22 protein-coding genes are annotated in these 21822 nt (G+C 62.7%); 15 read left to right on the top strand and 7 right to left on the bottom strand.

Going from position 1 to position 21822, the window contains the following annotated elements; all coding sequences use genetic code 11:
* Positions 1–18 precede the first annotated feature (18 nt).
* Both P0M12_RS12055 and P0M12_RS12050 read left to right on the top strand, forming a co-directional pair.
* Positions 19–624, top strand: a complete 606-nt coding sequence (locus tag P0M12_RS12055) for a YqgE/AlgH family protein (RefSeq protein ID WP_003942572.1) — start codon at positions 19–21, stop codon at positions 622–624.
* Between the two features lie 55 nt (positions 625–679).
* Complete coding sequence (locus P0M12_RS12050) at positions 680–898, top strand: hypothetical protein (protein ID WP_042924370.1); 219 nt, start codon at positions 680–682, stop codon at positions 896–898.
* Here P0M12_RS12050 and P0M12_RS12045 read toward each other — a convergent pair.
* Positions 891–1871, bottom strand: a complete 981-nt coding sequence (locus tag P0M12_RS12045) for a bile acid:sodium symporter family protein (protein WP_003942582.1) — start codon at positions 1869–1871, stop codon at positions 891–893. The genes P0M12_RS12050 and P0M12_RS12045 overlap by 8 nt on opposite strands.
* A gap of 4 nt (positions 1872–1875) precedes the next feature.
* Positions 1876–3045 carry an MFS transporter gene (locus P0M12_RS12040; RefSeq protein WP_003942549.1) on the bottom strand — a complete coding sequence of 390 codons (1170 nt, stop codon included), beginning with the start codon at positions 3043–3045 and terminating at the stop codon, positions 1876–1878.
* 162 nt (positions 3046–3207) lie between these two features.
* On the opposite strand from P0M12_RS12040, the gene P0M12_RS12035 reads away from it, so the two are divergent.
* Positions 3208–3903 (top strand): FadR/GntR family transcriptional regulator, encoded by a 696-nt coding sequence (locus P0M12_RS12035; RefSeq protein ID WP_277377765.1) that lies wholly within the window; start codon positions 3208–3210, stop codon positions 3901–3903.
* On the opposite strand, the gene P0M12_RS12030 is transcribed toward P0M12_RS12035, so the two are convergent.
* Together P0M12_RS12030 and P0M12_RS12025 are read right to left on the bottom strand one after the other, a co-directional pair.
* A complete protein-coding gene (locus P0M12_RS12030; protein WP_277377764.1) occupies positions 3872–4831 on the bottom strand; it encodes a DUF1648 domain-containing protein in 960 nt (319 codons plus the stop codon). The two genes, P0M12_RS12035 and P0M12_RS12030, sit on opposite strands and share 32 nt — an antisense overlap.
* 5 nt (positions 4832–4836) lie before the next feature.
* Complete coding sequence (locus P0M12_RS12025) at positions 4837–5331, bottom strand: SdpI family protein (RefSeq protein ID WP_042451768.1); 495 nt, start codon at positions 5329–5331, stop codon at positions 4837–4839.
* Between the two features lie 101 nt (positions 5332–5432).
* Between P0M12_RS12025 and leuS the strand changes: the two genes are divergently transcribed.
* The 8 genes from leuS (at position 5433) to P0M12_RS11985 (ending at position 15259) form a co-directional block, all read left to right on the top strand.
* Positions 5433–8279 (top strand): leucine--tRNA ligase, encoded by a 2847-nt coding sequence (gene leuS, locus P0M12_RS12020; RefSeq protein ID WP_277377762.1) that lies wholly within the window; start codon positions 5433–5435, stop codon positions 8277–8279.
* A gap of 424 nt (positions 8280–8703) precedes the next feature.
* On the top strand, positions 8704–10209 hold the full coding sequence (locus P0M12_RS12015; protein WP_277377761.1) for an MFS transporter: 1506 nt from the start codon (positions 8704–8706) through the stop codon (positions 10207–10209).
* Positions 10210–10272: 63 nt separating this feature from the next.
* Positions 10273–10953 carry a hypothetical protein gene (locus P0M12_RS12010; protein WP_277377760.1) on the top strand — a complete coding sequence of 227 codons (681 nt, stop codon included), beginning with the start codon at positions 10273–10275 and terminating at the stop codon, positions 10951–10953.
* A 65-nt stretch (positions 10954–11018) separates the two neighbouring features.
* The gene (locus tag P0M12_RS12005) at positions 11019–11393 is read left to right on the top strand and encodes a nuclear transport factor 2 family protein (RefSeq protein WP_003942502.1); all 375 of its coding nucleotides are present in this window, start codon (positions 11019–11021) and stop codon (positions 11391–11393) included.
* Position 11394: 1 nt separating this feature from the next.
* On the top strand, positions 11395–12351 hold the full coding sequence (locus P0M12_RS12000; protein ID WP_230359316.1) for an alpha/beta hydrolase: 957 nt from the start codon (positions 11395–11397) through the stop codon (positions 12349–12351).
* Between the two features lie 33 nt (positions 12352–12384).
* Entirely contained in the window at positions 12385–13341 is a 957-nt protein-coding gene (locus P0M12_RS11995; RefSeq protein ID WP_277377759.1) for an SMP-30/gluconolactonase/LRE family protein, read from the top strand.
* A gap of 68 nt (positions 13342–13409) precedes the next feature.
* Positions 13410–14468: a Dyp-type peroxidase gene (locus P0M12_RS11990; RefSeq protein ID WP_042447536.1), complete on the top strand. Its 1059-nt coding sequence runs from the start codon at positions 13410–13412 to the stop codon at positions 14466–14468.
* On the top strand, positions 14465–15259 hold the full coding sequence (locus tag P0M12_RS11985) for a family 1 encapsulin nanocompartment shell protein (RefSeq protein WP_003942478.1): 795 nt from the start codon (positions 14465–14467) through the stop codon (positions 15257–15259). Before P0M12_RS11990 ends, P0M12_RS11985 begins: the two co-directional genes overlap by 4 nt.
* Here the strand turns inward: P0M12_RS11985 and P0M12_RS11980 are convergent.
* The 3 genes from P0M12_RS11980 to P0M12_RS11970 are packed head-to-tail and all read right to left on the bottom strand — an operon-like array spanning position 15248 to position 16912.
* On the bottom strand, positions 15248–15574 hold the full coding sequence (locus tag P0M12_RS11980; RefSeq protein ID WP_007729071.1) for a hypothetical protein: 327 nt from the start codon (positions 15572–15574) through the stop codon (positions 15248–15250). The genes P0M12_RS11985 and P0M12_RS11980 overlap by 12 nt on opposite strands.
* Complete coding sequence (locus P0M12_RS11975) at positions 15571–16395, bottom strand: DUF692 domain-containing protein (protein WP_161121357.1); 825 nt, start codon at positions 16393–16395, stop codon at positions 15571–15573. The genes P0M12_RS11980 and P0M12_RS11975 overlap by 4 nt, the downstream gene beginning before the upstream one ends.
* 46 nt (positions 16396–16441) lie before the next feature.
* A complete protein-coding gene (locus tag P0M12_RS11970; RefSeq protein WP_064113143.1) occupies positions 16442–16912 on the bottom strand; it encodes an Lrp/AsnC family transcriptional regulator in 471 nt (156 codons plus the stop codon).
* A gap of 154 nt (positions 16913–17066) precedes the next feature.
* Between P0M12_RS11970 and pdhA the strand changes: the two genes are divergently transcribed.
* The 4 genes from pdhA to lpdA are packed head-to-tail and all read left to right on the top strand — an operon-like array spanning position 17067 to position 21800.
* Positions 17067–18194: a pyruvate dehydrogenase (acetyl-transferring) E1 component subunit alpha gene (gene pdhA, locus P0M12_RS11965; protein ID WP_276117233.1), complete on the top strand. Its 1128-nt coding sequence runs from the start codon at positions 17067–17069 to the stop codon at positions 18192–18194.
* Positions 18195–18196: 2 nt separating this feature from the next.
* The gene (locus P0M12_RS11960; protein WP_151098518.1) at positions 18197–19201 is read left to right on the top strand and encodes an alpha-ketoacid dehydrogenase subunit beta; all 1005 of its coding nucleotides are present in this window, start codon (positions 18197–18199) and stop codon (positions 19199–19201) included.
* On the top strand, positions 19198–20421 hold the full coding sequence (locus tag P0M12_RS11955) for a dihydrolipoamide acetyltransferase family protein (protein ID WP_276117235.1): 1224 nt from the start codon (positions 19198–19200) through the stop codon (positions 20419–20421). The genes P0M12_RS11960 and P0M12_RS11955 overlap by 4 nt, the downstream gene beginning before the upstream one ends.
* The gene (gene lpdA, locus P0M12_RS11950; protein WP_276117237.1) at positions 20421–21800 is read left to right on the top strand and encodes a dihydrolipoyl dehydrogenase; all 1380 of its coding nucleotides are present in this window, start codon (positions 20421–20423) and stop codon (positions 21798–21800) included. The genes P0M12_RS11955 and lpdA overlap by 1 nt, the downstream gene beginning before the upstream one ends.
* Positions 21801–21822: the final 22 nt, after the last annotated feature.

Genomic DNA, 21822 nt, shown 5'->3' with positions numbered 1-21822 from the left:
CGGTGAGATGATGTCCTTGTGGCGCACGCAGAAGAACCCGAGGATCGAATGGCCTGGATAGAACCGGAGGTTCGTCCGGGCAGTTTGTTGGTGTCGTCGACCGATCTCACGGAACCCGCATTTCGCCGCACCGTCATCTACATGATCGAGCACAACGACGCCGGGAGCCTGGGCGTCGTCGTCAATCGGCCGAGTGAGACGGCCGTGCAGAACGTGTTGCCGCAGTGGTCACCGCTGACCGCGCATCCTTCGGCCCTGTACATCGGTGGACCAGTCAAGCGTGACTCGGCGCTTTGCCTGGGCATCGCTCGCAACGGTGCGCGGATCGACGGCGTCGCCGGCCTGCGGCGGGTGGACGGCAAGGTAGTCATGGTGGATCTGGACTCGGACCCGGAGGTCATTGCTCCTTTGGTCGAAGGGATCCGCATTTTTGCCGGGTACTCGGGTTGGACTCTGGGCCAGCTGGATTCGGAGCTCGAGCGTGAAGACTGGATGGTGATCAGCTCGCTGCCGTCGGATGTGCTGACGCCGCCCCGAGTCGATGTCTGGGCGCGGGTGCTACGACGCCAGCCGCTACCCGTGGCGATGCTGGCCAGCCACCCCATCGAGGTGGAACGAAACTGACTTGTCGGAGGTCGATGATATTCCTGTGTCATCGTTTTCGAGAGAGGTGGCAGCAATGATCGCTGAGCGTCAGATCCAGTGCGCGGATTGTGTTTCGGATGTCGATCACTGCCACGATTCTTTGCTGCGGCATGCCGACGGATCACTCGAATGCACCGGCGCGAACTGCCTCGACCTGGCATCGGTCCGCCATGCGCTGTCCATCGATTGTGCTGAACTGCAGGGCGGTTGCGGCTGCGTCGACGCGACCCGAGGCGAGTTGCTCGCTAGCTGACGCTGACCGGATCCCGATTCGCGAAGCGTTGCGCCATCGCAGCACAGACGATCAGTTGGATCTGATGGAAGATCATCAGCGGCAACACGATCAGGCCGACGGGCTGGCCCGCGAACAGTACAGCCGCCATCGGTAGGCCCGTTGCCAAGGACTTCTTCGACCCGCAGAAGATGATGACGATCTGATCGGGAAGATCGAACCCGAGCTTGCGCCCCGCGAGAGTGGTCACGCCGAGAACCAGCGCGAGAATCAGGCAGCACACGATTGTGAGGATCACGATCTGCCAGATCGTGATGGTGCTCCAGATCCCCTCTTTCATGCTTTCGCTGAAGGCGGCGAAGACAACGAGGAGGATCGATCCGCGATCGACGTACTTGGTGGGTTCGGCGTACTTCTGCAGCCATCCGATCACCAGCGGGCGGATCAGCTGACCGACGATGAACGGGATCAGCAACTGCACGACGATGTCGAGGATCGACGAGAAGTCGACCGTCGCCTGGCCGGTGGTGTTCATCAGCAGAACCACCAGCAGCGGTGTGACGAAGACGCCGATCAGGTTGGAGAACGACGCACTGACGATCGCGCCCGCGACATTCCCCTTGGCGATCGAGGTGAACGCGATCGAAGACTGAACCGTCGACGGAACCAGGCACATGTAGAGGATGCCGGTGTAGAGTTCGTCGCTGATCAGCGTCGGCGACAGGAATCGCAGTGCTAGGCCGATCAGTGGGAACAGCACGAACGTCGCGGCGAGGACGACGGTGTGCAGTCGCCAGTGCTTGACGCCCTTCCAGGCTTCCTGCGGCGAGAGCCGTGCGCCGTAGAGCAGGAACAAGAAGCCGATGGCGATCTTGGTGGCCCAGTTCAGAATGCTCTCCGCGGTACCCGATACCGGGAACACACTTCCGAGCACGCCGGCGATGATGATGCCGAGGATGAACCCGTCGATGTAGAACCTACTGAGAAACTTCACCTGGCTAAGGATAACGGCGAGCTTCAGCGGGCTCTCGAGCCCCACGAAGGTTGAAGCCCATCACCGCCAGGCACAGCAGCGTCCCGATGATCGACAGCTCGATGATGGCCGTCTGCATTCCCTGGAGGGTGATGGCGATACCCGCGATGATCGACGGGATCGCCAGTCCCGCGTAGCTGACGGTGAAGAACGCGGCCAGAACTCCGCCGTGGCTCTCGCGGGCGTGGGTCCGGGCGGCGGCGTTGACGCGCTTCATGCCGCCGGCAAACGCCAGACCGTGCCCGGCGCCGACCACGACGGTGATGACGCCAAGCAGTGCCAGGCTCGGGACGAGGTCGACCACGAGGAGGCCGATCATTCCCAGAGCGAGGATTCCCAGGCCGGCGGTGACGGACGTGCGCGGGTCCATGCGGCTTCCGCCGAGTTGCGCGACCACCGAGCAGATCATCACCAGTGCGGCCGCCCCGCCGCCGAGTAGAAGGTTGTCGATGTTCAGCAGGCTGGTCATCCACGACGGGACCACCGACTGGAAGAGCCCGACCGCGCCCCACGACAGCGCGACGGCGAGCGAGCTGAGCCAGAAAGTCTCGCGAATGGCGGCGGGAACATGTGGCATCTGGAAGAACCGCTTCGGGCGTGTGACGTCCCCGATCCGCGGAAGTAGCAGCAACACGATCAGTGCCGGGATGAACGCGACGAGGAAGATCAGATACGGCAACCGCAGCGGTTGTGGAAGGTACTGGGCGATTGCACCGGACACGAGTGGTCCGAGCGCACCGCCCAACGCGCCCGTCACCGTCGATACGAGCGCTGCACGTCGGTGATCGAACTTCGGTTCCTGCTCCACCAATGCGGCGCTGCCCGCCGCACTGGCCGCGCCCACCGCGATTCCCTGGGCAATCCGGCCGACGAACAACCACACCGTCGCGTCGGCAAATGCCAGAACGAGCGTGCCGACGACGCTCAGAGCGAGTGCAGTAAGGAGCACGGTGCGTCGGCCGAGGGCGTCGGACAGCGGTCCGAAGAACAGCAATGCCGGAACGAGGCCGGCGACGTAGACGCCGTAGATCAGCGTCTGGATGGTGGGCGTGAATCCGAACTCGGTCCGGTAGAGCCCGTAGACGGAGGTGGGCATGTTCGCGCCCAAGAGGATCACGGTGAGGACGTAGCCCACGCCGTAGAAGTGTCGATTGGTGCGGCGTGTGCGTTCTTCGGTGGCGACAGCTGTGGCGGACGTGGGAAGCCCCTCCTGAAGACAGAGTGCGAAAATACATGGGTCGTCCTACGTATCGTAGGTGAGTGGAATGATCGCCGCTAATGCTGTGAGGATGAGCTGATGACCGTTGTTCGCAAAGAGTCCGCGTACGAGCAATCCCTCGACTGGATGCGCGCGCAGATCTCCGACGGCGTCTGGACAGTGGGCAATCGTGTTCCGACCGAGCCGGAGCTGATGAGTGTTCTCGGCGTCGGCCGGAACACCGTGCGCGAAGCGATCAAGACATTGACCTCGACGGGAGTCCTGGAGATCCGTCGCGGATCAGGGACCTTCGTGCGCGCTCGGACCGACATCGGCGGACTGCTCGGCAGACACGCGTCCGTCGACGAGATGAAATACGTCTTCGAAGTGCGTCGTGCGCTCGAGATGGAAGCGGTCCGGTTGGCGTGTGAGCGTCGCAGCGACGACGACGTCCGGATACTTCGTGAGCTGGCCACCAAGCGTGACGTCCCGGCCGAGAACTTCGTCGACGTCGATCTCGCGTTTCACATTGCCGTTGTCGATGCCGCCCACAATCCCGTGCTGAAAGATCTGTTTGCCGGAATCCTCGAAACAGTTCGAGCCACCTACGAGGTGACCGAAGGGGTGCATCCGCCGTCGCTGACGTCTTCGCATCATCAGGGAGTTGCCGAAGCCATCGCCGAACGCGATGTCACCAAAGCCAGGGCTGCGGCGTGTGGGTATCTCGAGAAGACTCAGGAAGCGATCGGTTCAGGCTCGGCGGTTAGCGAGTCCGGGCGTCGGCCAATCGATTGAGTGACCCGGCGATGTCTTCGGCTCCGGGTGTCGTGATCGTGAGTCGGTCGCCACAAGCGAACGTGATGACCACCGCTGGCCCGGTGCGGGTGACGACGCCGTAGTTACGACGACCCTTGGTCTTGAGTCCCCAGCCGCCGAAGTCCGCGAACGGTTTGATCTCCGCGACGTCGGCTCCGACAACTTCCTCGATGCCGTAGGTCATCGCAGCAATCCCCATGTTGATCACCCGGATTTCCCGTTCGTCGACGATCACCCGGAAGCGAACCAAGCTGACGACGAGCAGTCCGAGTGCCCCGAAGATGAACAACGGCCAGAGTGACCGCATCGCCAACGCCATGATGACTCCGGGCGCCAGAGTGATCGCAGTGAGGATCACCGAGCCTTTGGTGCTGAATCCGACGTCGTCGGAGATAGGTAGAGGGCAGCTGCTTCGCGGCAACCCGGCCGAGGGTTCGATCGTGGCAAGAGTGCGGACGCGGTAGTCGCGCAGGAAGGAGGCGCCGATCCACCCCAGCACCCCGCCGACTGCAAAGCCGACACCGAGAGACCACAGCGGGAGTGACGTCGTGGACGGATCGGCGACATCGAGTTGGGTGTAGAGCAAAGCGAAGTTCACTGTCGTGACGAGCCCGACCATGCTCAGCCCGACAACCAACATGAAGCGACGCATCATCAACATCGCGGGAGCAAGAGCAGCAATCGCGCTGAGACCGCCACCGAAGAGCAGTGTCAAAAGTGCAATGGTCCATGCGTTGGCCGACGGGGTGGAGAAGCCGTCCGGCGAGGTGGTGGTCCAGTGAGTCGCGATCTGCTCCGGGAGGCGAGGCTCCCACATTTTTGTCAGGACGAAGCCGAAGACCGCACACAGCAGCGGAACCACTAGCCCGAATACGACCCCGGCCGGGTCGATCACGCGATGTTTCACGTGAATCAATGAGCCGGCTGGCAAGCATCCTTGAGCGCGCAGGCACCGCAGGAAGCGGTACCGCAAGCGGCAGCGTTCGCCTTGGCCTCGGGGGTCTCCGCCACCGGCTCGTCTGCGGCAGGCTCGGAGTGGCCGCCGCAGTTGCAGTCGTTACCGCATCCGCTCTGTTGTGGGAGTGCGGCGGCTGCGCGGGTGCCGATGCCTCCACCGAAACCGGCAGTGAGGACGGCGACGACGACGGCGATGATCGCGACCGCGACGCCGAAGACTCCGCCGATGGTCAGTGCTGCGACTCCGCCGATGACCAACATTCCAGCGGCCGCGAGCATGGTCGGACCGGCCACCTTGTTGGCGAGGGCGAACGACTCCTCGCTCCGCAGGGAATCCTCGGTGCGGACACCGGCCCAGCGGTTGCGCGGGAGTTTGCCGATCAGTCCGGCGACAGCAACTCCACCGACGGCGACAGCGAGCACGAATAGCACCACAGCGACAACGATCACCCATACAGGATAGGCGCGAGTGGAGTTGATGGTATGCCCGGGTCGTGCAGGCTCTACCCTGGTTATCGGTATTTCCGTCAGCCAAGTAGATAGCGACCACAGTGACCGAGTCTCCGCAGTCCCCCGATTCACCAGCCGACGCAACTCCGCAGCACCGCTACACCGCGGAGCTCGCCGGCCAGATCGAGCAGCACTGGCAGGACCGCTGGAGTGAGGAAGGCACGTTCAACGCGCCTAATCCGGTCGGTCCGCTCTCCTCGCCCGACGGTGTTCCCGCCGACAAGCTCTTCGTGCAGGACATGTTCCCGTACCCCTCGGGTTCGGGCCTGCACGTCGGTCACCCGCTCGGATACATCGCTACGGACGTCTTCGCGCGCTTCCATCGCATGCAGGGGCGCAATGTCCTGCACACCCTCGGCTACGACGCGTTCGGTCTCCCGGCCGAGCAGTACGCCGTGCAGACGGGTACCCACCCGCGGACGACCACCGAGTCCAACATCGCCAACATGAAGCGCCAGCTGCGACGCCTGGGTCTGGGCCACGACGAGCGTCGTAGTCTCGCGACGACGGATGTCGACTTCTACCACTGGACGCAGTGGATCTTCCTGCAGATCCATGGCGCCTGGTACGACAAGGAAGCCGGCAAGGCGCGTCGTATCTCCGAGTTGGAAGCCGAGTTCGATTCCGGTGAGCGCGCTCTGGAAGACGGACGCGAGTGGGCTTCGTTGGACGTGGCCGCGAAGGCCAAGGTTCTGGACTCGTACCGCCTTGTCTACCAGTCGGATTCGATGGTCAACTGGTGCCCCGGTTTGGGTACCGTCCTGGCCAACGAGGAAGTCACCGCCGACGGTCGTAGTGACCGCGGAAACTTCCCAGTCTTCCGTAAGCATCTCCAGCAGTGGATGATGCGCATCACCGCGTACTCCGATCGCCTGGTCGACGACCTCGAGTACTTGGATTGGCCGGACAAGGTCAAGGCCATGCAGCGCAACTGGATCGGACGCTCGTACGGTGCCGAAGTTACCTTTGCTGCAGGCGAGTACGGCGTCGATGTGTTCACTACCCGTCCGGACACGCTGTTCGGCGCCACCTACGTGACGCTGGCTCCTGAGCACGACTTGGTGGACAAGCTCGTCGCGGACGAGTGGCCCGAAGGTGTCGACGCGCGCTGGACTGGCGGTGCCACGACTCCGGCGGAAGCTGTTGCTGCATACCGTAAGTCGATTGCCGCCAAGACCGACCTGGAGCGCCAGGAAAACAAGGAGAAGACGGGCGTCTTCCTCGGTTCCTACGCCGTCAATCCGGTCAACGGACACAAGGTTCCGATCTTCATCGCCGACTACGTTCTGACGGGTTACGGCACCGGTGCGATCATGGCAGTTCCGGGACACGATCACCGTGACTGGGAGTTCGCGAACGCGTTCGGTCTGGATATTCTCGAAGTTATTGCCGGTGGCAATGTTTCGGAGGCTGCGTACTCCGGTGACGGCCCGCTGGTGAACTCCGACTACCTCGACGGGCTGGACGTTGCCGAGGCCAAGGCGACCGTCATCAGTCGCCTCGAGGAGAGCGGCCAGGGCAAGGGCACCATCCAGTACAAGCTGCGCGACTGGCTTTTCGCGCGTCAGCGTTACTGGGGCGAGCCCTTCCCGATCGTCTACGACGCGGACGGCAACGCACACGCTCTGCCGGATTCGGCTCTGCCCGTGGTGCTTCCGGAGGTCGAGGACTACGCACCCGTGTCCTTCGATCCGGACGACGCCAACTCCGAGCCCTCTCCCCCGCTGAACAAGGCGACCGACTGGGTCAACGTCGAGCTCGATCTCGGTGACGGTCTGCAGACCTACCACCGCGACACCAACGTCATGCCGCAGTGGGCAGGTAGCTCGTGGTACCAGCTGCGCTACATCGACCCCACCAACCAGGACGCCTTCTGCGACCCGCAGAACGAGGCGTACTGGACGGGCCCGCGTCCGGAACTGCACGGCCCCAACGATCCCGGTGGAGTCGACCTGTACGTCGGCGGCGTCGAGCACGCAGTGCTGCACCTGCTGTACTCGCGCTTCTGGCACAAGGTTCTGTTCGACCTGGGCTACGTGTCCTCGAGCGAGCCGTACCGCCGCCTGTACAACCAGGGCTACATCCAGGCATTCGCGTACACCGATGCCCGCGGCGTCTACGTGCCGGCGGAAGAGGTCGTCGAGCGTGACGGCAAGTTCTTCTACGAAGGCGCCGAGGTCAACCGCGATTACGGCAAGATGGGCAAGAGCCTGAAGAATGCCGTTGCGCCGGACGAGATCTGCGCCGAGTTCGGTGCAGACACTCTGCGTGTGTACGAGATGTCGATGGGTCCGCTGGACACCTCGCGTCCGTGGGCTACCAAGGACGTCGTCGGTGCTGCGCGATTCCTGCAGCGAGTGTGGCGCGTCGTCATCGACGAGGAGACCGGCAAGCCCCGTGTCACCGACGAAGCTCCTGGTGAAGAGACTTTGCGTGCGCTCAACAAGGCGATTTCCGGTGTCATCGAGGATTACACGGCGCTGCGCGACAACACGGCCGCCGCGAAGCTGATCGAGTACAACAACCACCTCACCAAGGCGTTCCCGGGCGGTGCGCCGCGTGCTGCTGTCGAGCCGCTGGTGCTGATGCTCGCTCCCCTGGCGCCGCACCTCGCGGAAGAGCTGTGGTCGCGTCTGGGTCACACGGAATCCCTTGCGCACGGACCCTTCCCGGCAGTCGAGGAGAAGTGGCTCGTCGAGGATACCGTCGAGTACCCGATCCAGGTCAACGGCAAGGTTCGTAGCCGCATCAGCGTCCCGGCGGATGCCGATCGCAAGGCTGTCGAGGAGATTGCGCTGGCCGACGAGAAGATCGTCGCTCTGCTCGAGGGCAACGCACCCCGCAAGGTGATCGTTGTGCCGGGCAAGATGGTCAACATAGTTCTGTAGGGCCTTCGGCCCCTGTGCGCCGTTTTGGTAGTTACCGCTACCGAAACGGCGCACAGTCGTTTCTGGGGATGATTCCCGACGTTGACACCGAGGGGGAACCTCAAAGGCGGGATCGTCAAGTACGGGGTGGTCGGTATTTCGAAGATGGGAATGGCTCCACGTTCAAGTTCGAACCGAAAATCGTTGCCGTTGCTCATAATCCAAAGCCAGGTTCGAGCTTGTGACGCCAATCAGTCGTTGTCCTGAATGTCCCGCTCCACGGAACATTTGGTAGCGCGTGTTCGATGTGAGGGCTGTGATGCACGTAACACGTTGCCGAGAGCGGTAGCTGTCGTTCCACTGCACTTCCCCGCAAGGCCCCCGTCGGCGGTATTCGACAGGGGGTCAATCGAATTTGTAGGTGTCCCGAAAGGATCTTCCAGCCATGGCGTCTCACGTCCACAGCTCCGGTTCGTCTCCTAGTGCGCCCGAACCGACGTCGATACCGGAGCGTTGGACTCCGCGACTGGTGTTCTCTCTGGCGTCGATCGTTCTACTTCTCGAGATGCTCGCGGTGAGCTACATGATGATTTCCACTGCGCTGCCGGCCATCTCGGCGCATTATCAAACGACGCAGGGAGCTTGGCTGCTCACGTCGTTCTTGCTGCTGGGGGCGGTCGCGTCTCCTCTGCTCGGAAAGCTCGCCGACATGTACGGCAAGCGAAAAGTCCTGCTCTTGGCGGTCGCCGGCGCAGCGGTCGGATCCTTCATTTCGGCGGTTGCGCCGAGCTATGCCGTCCTGATTCTGGGCCGGTCATTGACGGGTCTGCTCGTTCCCTGCCTCTTCCTGAGCTACTCCCTCATTCGAGATGTCTTCCCGCCGAAAACTGTTGCGCTGGCAGTCAGTATCGCGACTTCCGGTATGGGTCTGATCGCGATTCCGGCGCCGTTCGTCTCCGGTTGGTTGATCGACAACCACGGGTTCCGGAGCATCTTCTGGTTCTTTGTCGTCGGGCTGGTTCTCCTCGGCGGCATGATCTTCGCCTCGACGGCGGAATCGACTGTCCGACTTCGCTCTTCGCTGGACCTGATCGGCGCGGTACTGCTCGGATCGGGCATCGCCGGAATTCTGATCGGCGTCAGCTTCGGACCGACCTGGGGCTGGAAGAACGGTTCGACACTGGCCTACCTGATCGGCGGCGTCGCACTGTTGGTGGCTTGGGTTGCCTCTGCCCGAGCCATCCGCGAGCCCTTGATCGACCTGCGCTACTTCGGCAAGCGTTCGGTGATGCTCACCGCCGTCGGTGCCGGTTTCTGCTACGGCGCGTCGGGAGTCTTCACGATTCTGCTGCCGATGATGGTGATGACCCCAGCAGTTCTCGGCCTGGGATACGGATTCGGCGTCACGGCAGAGGGATTCGCGATCTTCCAGGCGCCGCTTGGCGGCATGGTGGTGGTCGGTGGTTTGGTCGTGGGCTTCCTCGTGGGGCGCAACATCCGGCCCCGTCTGCTGATGATCATCGGAATGATCCTCATGGCAGTCGGATTCACGTTGACGGCAACCATTCACGACAACAAGCCTCTGCTCATCATCTTTGCCGGAATCTTCGGTGTCGGTATGGGTATGGGCTACGCCTCCATCCCGAACCTGCTCATCGAGGCAGTGCCGCCGCAGTTGCAGGCAACCACGGCGAGCATGGTTGCGGTCTTTCAGAGCATCTTCCCCGCAGTGCTTCCCGTCATCGCCTTCACGGTCTTGAACTCGCACATCGCGATGGCGATGGAGGGCGCTGTCTTCTACACCGACGAGGGCATGCGTATCGCGTTCCTGATCGGTGCTGCTGCAGCAGTTCTCGGCGCGATCGCAGCCGTGTTCCTGCCGCGAAACATCGTCCAGATCGGCGCAGAAGACGGTGTGCAGCAGGAGACGTCCCTCCTCCCTGCTCACTGATCGGAAATGCTGCGCGTGTAGATCCGGGCTGACAGGATTGGGTGTACCGACGAAAGGACTCCCATGACGTTCGCGGATCTGGACGGCGATGAACTGTGGAGTTACCTGACGGAGCGTTCAGGACTGCCCGGCCCGCGCGCGAACCTTGGGCTCATGCTCGAGTTCGCGCGCGGCGCCGATGACGACGACATCCTGCTGGCGGCGGAGTCCGAGGACGAATACATCCGCTGCTGTGGGATCGTCGGGCTCGGATTCATCCTTGTTCGTTCACGCGACAAGGCTGTTCTGAACAGTCTCACGGAGGCAACCACCAGTGCGTCGTGGCGTGCACGTGAAGCTGCCGCGATGGCCGTTCAGGCGATAGGCGACACGGATCCGGAATTGTTCCGGGCGATCATCGAGCAGTGGTCACGCTCCGCCCATCCATTGACGCTGCGCGCAGCGGCTGCGGGGATCTGCGAGCCACGGTTGCTGAAGGACAAGACCAACGCTGCGCTGGCCGTTCAGGTGTGCCGAGACGCTACCGAGTGGATCGTCTCGCAACCAGCTGATTCTCGTCGTGAGGCCGACACACGGACTCTCCGGCAGGCGCTCGGATACTGCTGGAGTGTCGCGGTTGCGGCGGATCCGGAGAATGCCCTGCCGGCATTCGTCTCCCTGGAGGCGTCGGACGACACCGATGTCGTCTGGATCGTGCGGGAGAACCGGAAGAAGGCTCGCCTGCGCAAGGTGCTCGAAAGCTGACCCGTGGAACAGAGTCGTAGGTTATCCTCAGAATTAGAACCTGTTCTAACTACGAGGGGTAGACCATGGCACCGTCCGCAGAGGTAATCCGCAAGACCGTCGACGCCTACATCGAGACCGTTGCGACGGGCACTGCTGCCCAGGTTGTGGCCCTGTACGCAGAGGGTGCAACGGTTGAAGACCCGGTTGGTACCGACGTGCGCACCACCCGCGAGTCCATTCTCGAGTTCTACTCCGTGATCGAGAACTTCGACCAGGAAGCTCACCTTCAGACCCTTCGCATTGCCGGAAACGAAGCGGCATTCCACTTCTCGCTGATCACCAAGCTCGGCGAGCAGACTCTGACCATCGCACCCATCGACGTCATGACCTTCGACGACGACGGAAAGATCCTGTCGATGCGTGCATTCTGGAACCAGGAAGACATGATCACCGCCTGACATGACGGTCAAGACGATCGACGTCGACGGATTCTGTTGGCAGATCGACGATTCCGGTTCCGGGACAGCTGTGGTCATGTGCCACGGCTTTCCCGGCCTCGGATACAGCTATCGCCATCAGTCGGCAGCGTTGGCGGAAGCGGGTTTTCGGTCGATTGCACTCGACATGCCCGGTTACGGCGGCACTACCCGCCCCGACGCGATCGAGGACTACACCAACGACGCCGTCGCGAACCGGCTGATCGACCTACTCGACGCTCTCGGAATCGACAAAGCGGTGTTCGTCGGACACGATTTCGGCGCTCCGGTTGCGTGGACGACAGCGCTTCGTCACCCCGATCGCGTTGCGGGACTGGTCTCCTTGGCGGTTCCCTATGCGCCGGACAGATTCCCGGCCAAGCCCTCGGCCATCTACGCCGCCTTGGCGCGCAAGCACTTTCTGCACATTCACTATTTTCAGGAACCGGGTGTCGCGGAGCGCGAACTCGACGCCCGTCCACGTGAATTCCTTCAGCGGCTCTTCCACGCCTTGTCCGGGGCTTACCGGTACCTCGATGTGTGGAAGAACCCCTCCGAAGGAAACGGCTATCTCGACGTACTTCCCGAGGCGCCGGCGTTGCCGTGGTCGTGGCTCACCGAGGATGATTTGGATGTCTATGTAAAGGCCTTTACTGCAACAGGTTTCACCGGTGGCTTGAACTGGTACCGAGCGTATGACGCCAATTGGGAACGCAGCGCGGATCTGGACGGCGCGCACGTCGAGGTCCCGACGCTCTTCGTTGCGGGCGCGGAAGACCCGGTCATCGCGATGAGCGGTCCCAAGGCACTGGACCGAATGAAGGACACTGTCCCCGACCTGCGGGGTGTACATCTCCTCGGCGGTGCGGGGCACTTCGTACAACAAGAACACGCTGCCGAGGTCAATGAACTTTTGATCTCTTTCCTTCGGTCGCTCTAGGCGAAATCGGGCCGAAGGTCTAGCGTTGCGCAGATGCGCACCAGGATCTTCGATCGCGGTATTCGGGTAGGTATCACCGGTGCTCTTGTTGCCGGTTCGCTTCTGGCTCTGGGCGTGTCCGGTGCCGCCGCCGCTCCGCCTTGCCCTGGATCGTCACCCGCCATACTCAGCGCCCAGATTCCGGGTGCGGCCCTCGAGGGTGTCACGGTGGACGGGCAAGGGCGCCTGTATACGACCGACCTGGTGAGTGGGCGGATCTTCCGCGTCGACGGGCCTGGTCAGGCCGCAGTTCCGATCGCGACGGTTCCCGGCGGTGCGGGCGCACTCGCGTGGAGCCCGGACGGTTCACTGCTGGTGGGTACCGGAGCAAACGCCGGCGTGCTGATCGGCGATCTGACGCGTGCTGCGTCGGTCGCGCGGGTGGACGTGAACTCGGGCGCCGTGACGCCGATAGCCGGTGGTCTGAGCGCTGCAAACGGCCTTGCCGTCGCGCACGACGGGACGATCTACGCCACCAACGATTTCGGTTCGCTGATCGGAAAGGTCAGCCCGAATGGTTCCGTCGACCCGGCGTGGGCAACCTTCCCGAGTGCAAACGGCGCTGCCCTGAGCGCCGATAATCGCTGGCTCTACGTTTCGCGCACGTTCGCAAACCCGGGTGTCAGCCGCATCTCCGTGGACAATCCGGGATATTCGGAGTCGTTGGTCGATCTCGGTGGTTTCGAAACCTTCTCTGCCCCAGATGGTTTGACCTTGGACTCGCGAGATCGCGCAATTCTTCCCACGGACATCAGTGGTGAGGTGTGGCGGATCGACGGACCCGGCCAGTACTGCTCGCTCACCAGCGGACTGCAAGCGTCGAGTGTGTTGACCTACGGGCGTGGCAATTCCGGTTTCGCGGCCGGGCATCTCTACCGCGCCGGGTTCGACGGAAAGATCTTCGAGATTCCGGCCGGCTTCGACGCGGGCGCCCAGGCCGCAACACCCTGACGCGACACCCTGACGCGACTTACCCACTACTGATGCCGGGACTGCCGGAATCGTCCATACTGGTCTGCATGGCGGAAACGAGTGAGATCGACGAGGCCGAAGTGGCCCTTCCCGCGATACCGCAGCCGTTGCTGACCCCGCTCACGGAAGCTGCGATCTTCCTGGTTTTCACCATCGACGAGGGTGGTGAGCAGGCAGTTCACGACGTTCTGGCGGATATTTCCGGGCTGCAACGCTCGATCGGATTCCGGGTTCCCGCCGGTGGCTTGGCTGCCGTCGTCGGCATCGGTTCGGATGCGTGGGATCGACTTTTCGACGGTCCACGGCCGGCGGAATTGCATCCGTTCGTCGAGTTGACCGGTGACAAACACCACGCCCCGCGCACGCCGGGCGATCTGTTGTTTCACATCCGGGCCCGTCAGATGGACCTGTGCTTCGAGTTCGCCACGGTCGTGACCAACAGGTTGGCCGGGGCCGCGTCGGTGATCGACGAGGTCCACGGGTTCAAGTATTTCGAGCAACGCGACCTCATGGGTTTTGTCGACGGTACCGAGAACCCGTCCGGGCAGGCCGCTTACGTCGCGGTCACCGTCGGTGACGAGGATCCGGATTTCGCAGGCAGCAGTTACGTCATCGTCCAGAAGTACCTCCACGACATGTCGGAGTGGAACTCCCTGCCCGTCGAGGAGCAGGAGAACGTCATCGGACGCTCCAAGCTCGAAGATCTCGAGATGGACGACGACACCAAGCCGGCCAACTCCCACACCGCACTCACCGTCATCGAGGACGAATCCGGTGAGCAGATCCAGATTCTGCGGGACAACATGCCGTTCGGCCACGTCGGCTCCGCTGAGATGGGTACCTATTTCATCGGTTACTCGGCGTCGCCTACGGTCACCGAGCAGATGCTCACCAACATGTTCATCGGGAATCCCGTCGGCAATTACGACCGCATTCTCGATTTCTCCACCGCCGTCACCGGAATCAATTTCTTCGTTCCGACGGCGGACTTTCTCGACGATCCCCCGGACTTGCCGACCAGGCTCGTTCCCGAAGCGACGTTCACAGCGCCCATCTCTGACGGTTCTCTCGGAATCGGCAGCCTCAAAAGGAGTGCCCAGCAATGACAAACCTGCACCGCGACCTAGCACCCATTTCGGCAGCAGCCTGGGCCGAGATCGAAGAAGAGGCGAGCCGTACCTTCAAGCGTCACGTCGCCGGTCGTCGTGTCGTGGATGTGGAGGGACCGTCGGGTGACGATCTCGCGGCCATCCCACTCGGGCATCAGGTGCCGATCAATCCCTTGGCCGACGGCGTCATCGCACATGCTCGTCAGTCCCAGCCGATCATCGAACTGCGGGTCCCTTTCACCGTCAGCCGTCAGGCCATCGACGACGTCGAACGCGGCGCCAAGGACTCCGACTGGCAGCCCGTCAAGGACGCGGCCAAGCAGATCGCGTTCGCCGAGGACCGCGCCATCTTCGAGGGATACCCAGCAGCCAGCATCACCGGCGTGCGGGCCAGCGGTTCCAACCCGGAACTGAAGCTACCCATCGACGCCAAGGACTACCCGGAAGCCATCAGCCAGGCGATCACGTCGCTGCGCTTGGCCGGTGTCAACGGACCGTACTCACTGCTCTTGAATGCAGATGCGTTCACCGCGATCAACGAGACCTCCGATCACGGCTACCCCATCCGCGAGCACCTGCGACGCGTCCTCGACGGCGAGATCATCTGGGCCCCGGCCATCGACGGCGCTTTCCTGCTGTCGACGCGTGGCGGTGACTACGAATTGCACCTCGGCCAGGACCTGTCCATCGGCTATCTCTCGCACGATGCGAACTCCGTCGAGCTGTACTTCCAGGAATCGATGACGTTCCTCATGTACACCAGCGAAGCTGTTGTCTCACTTGCGTGAGACCTTTCGAAACCTCTGATACCAGGGTGGGCGAGGCAGTTCGCCGATGTCCTGGAGATGGGCGACAAAGGCCTGGGCATCCGCATGCGAAGACGACTTCGGTCGTCCGTCCGCCCACGCTGTGAACAACTGAAGATAACGATCGCCGAGAGTGTGGCGCACGACCGGAAGGTGGTGCGCCACTTCTCCTGCGCGCTTTCGGAGCAGCGCCGCCGAGACAACGGCGGCTTCGTCTTTGTCGAAGCCTTCGGGCAGTTCGCCACCCGCCACCAGTGCGCGAATCAGCGCCTCTTGACGCTCACCGAGCGTGCTCATGTGCGTGACCAATCGGTGCCCGCGGTGATGCGATCCAGACCAGCTGCGTCGGCGATGGCATCGAGCTCGTCGAGCAATTCCAGTGCCGGCGGATAGTTTCCGTCGCGCTCGAGCATGATCGCGGGATGGTGACCGGCGGCGGTGAACTGCGCAAGGAGTTCCAGCACGGCTTCGGGCACCGGGTCGGTGTGCGTGTCGTGGTATTTTCCGTCGCCGAGACTGCCACCGGCGATGTGGCAGTAGGCGATTCGTTCGAGTGGCAGCCGGCTCAGCTCGGTCCAGGGATCACGCCCGCGATTGAGAGCGTTGGCGTAGACGTTCGCGATGTCGAGAACCAGCAGGGCCCCGGTGCGCTCGACGATCTCCGCGAGAAACTCCCCTTCGGTCAACTCGTCGTCCGGCCAGTCGAACAGGGCGGCAACGTTTTCGACGGCGAACGGCACCGGTAGACCGTCCTGAGTCCGGGTGATGTTGCGTACCAGGGCGTCGACGGCTTCGTAGGTGCGCGGAAGTGGGAGCAGGTGGCCGGCCTCGATGCCGCCTGCACGCACGAATGCGATGTGCTCGCTCGCCAAGGGAGCGCCCAGTAGCTGGGATGCACGCGCAAGGTGATCGATCCGTGCCTGATCTACCGCCTCGGCCCCGCCAAGTGAGAGCGAGATTCCGTGCGGGATCACCGGAACTCCCAGCGAGCCGAGGTGCGGCGGTATCTCGTTTCCGACGGATTCGGCAATGACTTCGCAGAATGCCAGGCCGTCGAGTTGCGCGATGATTCCGGAGACCTCGGGGCGCCAACCGATTCCCAGGCCGTGCAGGGTCATTCGAGTCACCTCCCGTGTGCAACTGCTAACGGCGACTATAGACGGATCAGCCGGGCAACCAGTTGGGTCCCGGACCGTTGCCTTCTTCGAAGATCAGCCACGTTTTGGTCGAGAGAACCCCGTCGAGTCCCTGGAGTTCTTCGAGGACGGTGTGGCGTAGTTCCTGGTTGTCCGGGGCTCGAACCAGCACCAGAACGTCGAAGTCGCCGCCGAGGAGGGAGAAGTGCTCGACAAACGGCAGGGCCTTCAAGGACGCCGCCAGACCTCGCCACGAGTGCTGCCGGATCGAGAGTGCCACGTACGCCGAGGAGCCGAGTCCGGCCTTCTCATGGGCGATCCGCGTCGTGAATCCGGTGATGATTCCGGCGTCCTCGAGCCTTTCGATGCGGACGTAGGCGTGAGCGCGGGATATGTGCGCCTTTTCAGCCAGTGCACGCATGGAGATGCGACTGTCTGCGGTCAGTTCGGCGATGATGCGGCGGTCGATCGCATCGAGAGCGTGCGGTTCGGTGGCCATCTGTCCATTCCTGGTTCGGTAGTCGAGTCGGTTGATGGACATATTGCTGCCCGAATCCTCATGATAGGCCGTTTGTCTTGAATCCTCGACGCCTGCTGCCATTACGTCGCCGAAGTGCGAATACTGATGGACACAACGTCTTCTGGAGGTAGAAGTGACACTTGTCGAGCCCTTGGGGGAACTGCGGTATCAGAAGTTCCTGCCGGCCGATTCTGCGGTGCAGTACCTCGACCCTGCCGGAGAACTGACGCGCAGCGAGGCCCGCTACGCAAAACCGAGCGACGATCGCCTGATCGCGATGTATCGAAAGATGTTCCTGGGCAGGCGTTTCGACCAGCAGGCTACGGCGCTGACCAAACAGGGGCGCCTGGCCGTGTATCCGTCCTCGCGAGGGCAGGAGGCATGTCAGATCGCGGCAGCGATGAGTCTGGAGCCGAGTGACTGGCTCTTCCCCACCTACCGGGATTCGATGGCGTTGGCCGCCCGGGGTGTCGATCCGGTGCAGATTCTGAGCATGCTCGCCGGCGACTGGCACTGCGGATACGACCCGGTCGCACTGCGCAGTGCGCCGCAGTGCACCCCGCTGGCAACGCAATTGCTGCATGCAGCGGGGGTGGCCTACGGGGAGTCTCGACGGGGCTTGAACACCGTCGCCTTGGCGCTCTGTGGTGACGGCGCCACCAGTGAGGGCGATTTCCACGAGGCGCTGAACTTCGCCGCCGTCTTCAAGGCGCCGGTGATCTTTCTGGTGCAGAACAACGGATTTGCGATCAGCGTGCCACTGTCGCGCCAAAGCGCAGCACCGACGTTGGCGCACAAGGGTGTCGGCTACGGGATCGGCAGCGAGCAGGTAGACGGCAACGATCCCGTTGCGATGCTGGCCGTCATGGACGAGGCGGCACGCTTCGTCCGCAGCGGAAACGGACCGGTGATCGTCGAGGCACACACTTATCGCATCGACGCACACACCAATGCCGACGACGCCACCCGCTACCGCGACAGCGCCGAGGTGGAAGTCTGGCTCGGGCGAGATCCGTTGCCGCGTCTCGAAAAGTATCTGCGCGCACACGATCTGATCGACGACGCATTCGTGGAATCACTGACCGCGGAGGCCGAGGCAGAGGCCGCCACACTGCGCGCCGGCATGAACGTCGACCGCCCGCACGATCCGCTCGATCTGTTCCGGTACGTCTTCGCCGAGCAGACACCGCAATTGCGTGAGCAACAAGCCCAACTCGAAGCCGAACTTGCTGCCGAAGCCGCTGACACAGGGGGACACTGACCATGCCCATGCTCACGATGGCTCAGGCCCTCAACACCGCGCTACGCGACTCTCTGGCTGCGGACGACAACGTTGTCGTCTTCGGTGAGGACGTCGGCACCCTGGGCGGCGTTTTCCGCGTCACCGACGGCCTCACCCGCGACTTCGGCGACGACCGATGCTTCGACACTCCCCTCGCCGAGTCCGGCATCATCGGATTCGCAATCGGCATGGCCATGGCCGGTTTTCGTCCGGTCGTGGAAATGCAGTTCGACGCGTTTGCCTATCCGGCGTTCGAGCAGATCGCCTCCCATGTGGCGAAGATCCGCAACCGCACCAAGGGCGCGCTGTCGATTCCGATAGTCATTCGTGTTCCTTTTGCCGGCGGTATCGGCGGGGTGGAGCATCATTGTGATTCCAGTGAGGGCTACTACGCGCACACACCCGGACTGAAGGTTGTGGCGCCGTCCACGGTGGAAGATGCGTACTCGCTGCTACGTTCGGCAATCGAGGACCCCGACCCCGTGATCTTCCTCGAGCCCAAGAAGCTGTACTTCGCACGAGCAGATGTCGAACTGACCGCACGTGAGCCGATCGGTCGCGCCGTCGTCCGTCGCCCCGGTCGTGACGCGACGCTCATTGCCTACGGTCCGTCCGTGGATGTTGCACTGAGGTCCGCCGAGGCCGCTGCAGCCGAGGGCCGGGACATCGAGGTGATCGACATCCGCTCGATAGTGCCGTTCGACGACGAGACGGTCACCGCATCGGTGCGAAAGACCGGACGCTGCATCGTTATCCAGGAAGCGCAGGGTTTTGCCGGTGTGGGTGCAGAAATTGCTGCCCGCGTGCAGGAACGGTGTTTCCACCATCTCCATGCCCCGGTGCTCCGGGTCAACGGCTTCGACATCCCCTACCCCGCTCCCAAGCTCGAGCGTCACCACCTGCCCAGCATCGACCGGGTCCTGGACGCCGTCGACCGTCTGCAGTGGAACGACGCCCCGGACACCCGTTGGGCGGTGACGGCATGAGCAATCAGGTTTTCATGCTCCCCGACCTCGGCGAAGGACTGGCGGAGGCCGACATCGCGGAGTGGCACGTCAAGGTAGGCGACGTGGTCACCATCGATCAGATCGTCGTCGAGGTGGAAACTGCGAAAGCTGCTGTGGATGTGCCCATCCCGTTCGCCGGGACCGTGATCGAACTACACGGCAAAGACGGAGACACCCTGAAGGTGGGCACACCGCTGATCACTGTGAGTGGTGGCGAGAGTGTCGACGCGGTCGTTTCGGCCAACCACGAGCGCTACCGCGAAGAGGAACGCGCCGGTTCGGGCAACGTCCTGATCGGCTACGGCACCAGCGAGGATGCACCGAGACGCCGACGCAGAGCGGCTCCGTCGGTACGTGTGATCTCGCCGATTGTTCGTAAACTGGCCTCTGACAACAGTATCGACCTAGCCACGATTTCCGGATCGGGCGCTGGCGGAGTCATCACGCGCGCCGACGTCGAGGCCGGGGCAAACTTCGGCCCGGAAACGGAAACGTCACACGCGACCGACCAAAGAATTCCGATCAAGGGGCTACGCAAGGTAGTTGCCGACAAGCTGTCCACCAGCCGCCGCGAGATCCCTGACGCGACAACCTGGGTCGACGTCGACGCCACCGAACTGTTGGCGGCGCGAGCCGAGATCAACAAGTCACTGCCCGATTCCGACAAGATCAGCCTGATGGCGCTCCTGGCTCGGCTGACCATCGCGGCGTTGGCGCAGTACCCCGAACTGAACTCGTCGGTCGATACTGCTCGAGGCGAGATCGTTCGACACGCCCGCACCCACCTGGGGATCGCCGCGCAGACACCGAAGGGATTGATGGTACCGGTCATTCGAAATGCGGACGCCCTGAGCACCGTCGAACTCGCACAAGCACTTCGGGTGACCACCGACCTTGCGCGCGACGGCAAACTCGAACCCGCCCGCCTGACCGGCGGCACGTTCACGCTCAACAACTACGGGGTATTCGGGGTCGACGGATCGACTCCGATCATCAATCACCCCGAGGCGGCAATTCTGGGGATCGGACGCATCATCGACAAGCCGTGGGTCGTGAACGGCGAGTTGACCGTTCGTAAGGTCACTCAGATCTCGTTGAGCTTCGACCACCGCGTCTGTGACGGAGGCGAAGCCGGCGGATTCCTCAGGCTGTTCGGTGACTACATCGAGAACCCGATCCGCGTCCTGGGAAGGCTCTGATGACAACTGCAGAACCCCACAGCGACGTCGTGATCCTCGGTGGAGGATCGGGCGGCTATGCCTGCGCCATCCGCGCCGCTCAACTCGGATTGTCGGTCACGCTGATCGAAGCGGACAAGGTCGGCGGAACGTGCCTGCACCGCGGATGCATCCCGACCAAGGCACTGCTGCATTCCGCCGAGGTGGCCGATTCGGCACGCACCAGTGAGCAATTCGGTGTCCGGGCATCTTTTGCCGGCATCGACGTCGCGCAGGTGCACGACTACAAGAACGGGACAGTCGAGCGGCTGTACAGCGGTCTGCAAGGTTTGTTGGCGCAACACAAGATCACTATCGTCAACGGATACGGAACGTACGTCGGTGGGCGAAGCATCGACGTCGACGGAACCCGCTACACCGGAACATCACTCGTTCTGGCCACCGGCTCGTATCCGCGGGAACTCCCCGGCATCGAACTCGGCCGACGGATCGTCACCAGCGACCAGGCACTCGAACTCGACCGGGTGCCCACCAGCGCAACGGTACTCGGTGGCGGTGTCATCGGCGTCGAGTTCGCAAGCCTCTGGCGCTCGTTCGGCGCCCAAGTAACGATCGTCGAGGCACTCCCCCGACTGATCGCCGCCGAGGATCCGTGGTCGTCGAAGCAGCTGGAGCGGGCCTATCGTAAACGTGGAATCGTCTGTAAGACAGACACAAAGGTCGATTCCGCGAAAGAAGCAGCCGATTCCGTCCGCATCGAACTTAGCGACGGAACGAAACTCGACACCGACCTACTGTTGGTCGCCGTCGGCCGCGGACCTCGCACGGACGGTAACGGTTTCGAAGAAAACGGAATCAGCCTCGACAAGGGATTTGTCGTCACCGACGAACGCCTCCGTACGTCCGTGGACGGTGTGTACGCGGTCGGCGACATCGTGCCCGGTCTTGCGTTGGCGCACCGAGGTTTCCAACAAGGAATCTTTGTGGCCGAACAGATTGCCGGCAAGGATCCGATACCGGTCGCCGAACACCTGATTCCTCGCGTGACGTACTCACATCCCGAAGTTGCATCGGTCGGGCTCGGCGAAGAGGTGGCGCGCACGCAGTACGCCGACGTCTCCACCGTCATCTACGACCTGGCAGGTAACGGCAAGAGTCAGATCCTGCGAACTACCGGCGGAATCAAAGTGATTCGAAGCGGAACGAAAGGCCCTGTTGTCGGAGTTCACCTGGTGGGAGACCGCGTCGGCGAACTGATCGGTGAGGCGCAGTTGGCCGTTGCCTGGGAAGCACTTCCCGATGAAGTGGGGCGTTTCATCCACGCGCACCCCAGTCAGAACGAAGCGTTGGGCGAGGCCATGCTCGCACTCGCGGGAACACCACTGCACGCCCACAACTGACCCGGAGACAGAAAAGGAGATT

This window comes from Rhodococcus sp. RCBS9 (assembly GCF_029457415.1).
GTDB classification, from domain to species: domain Bacteria; phylum Actinomycetota; class Actinomycetes; order Mycobacteriales; family Mycobacteriaceae; genus Rhodococcus_F; species Rhodococcus_F qingshengii.
This window is presented reverse-complemented; position numbering and strand designations above follow the sequence as displayed.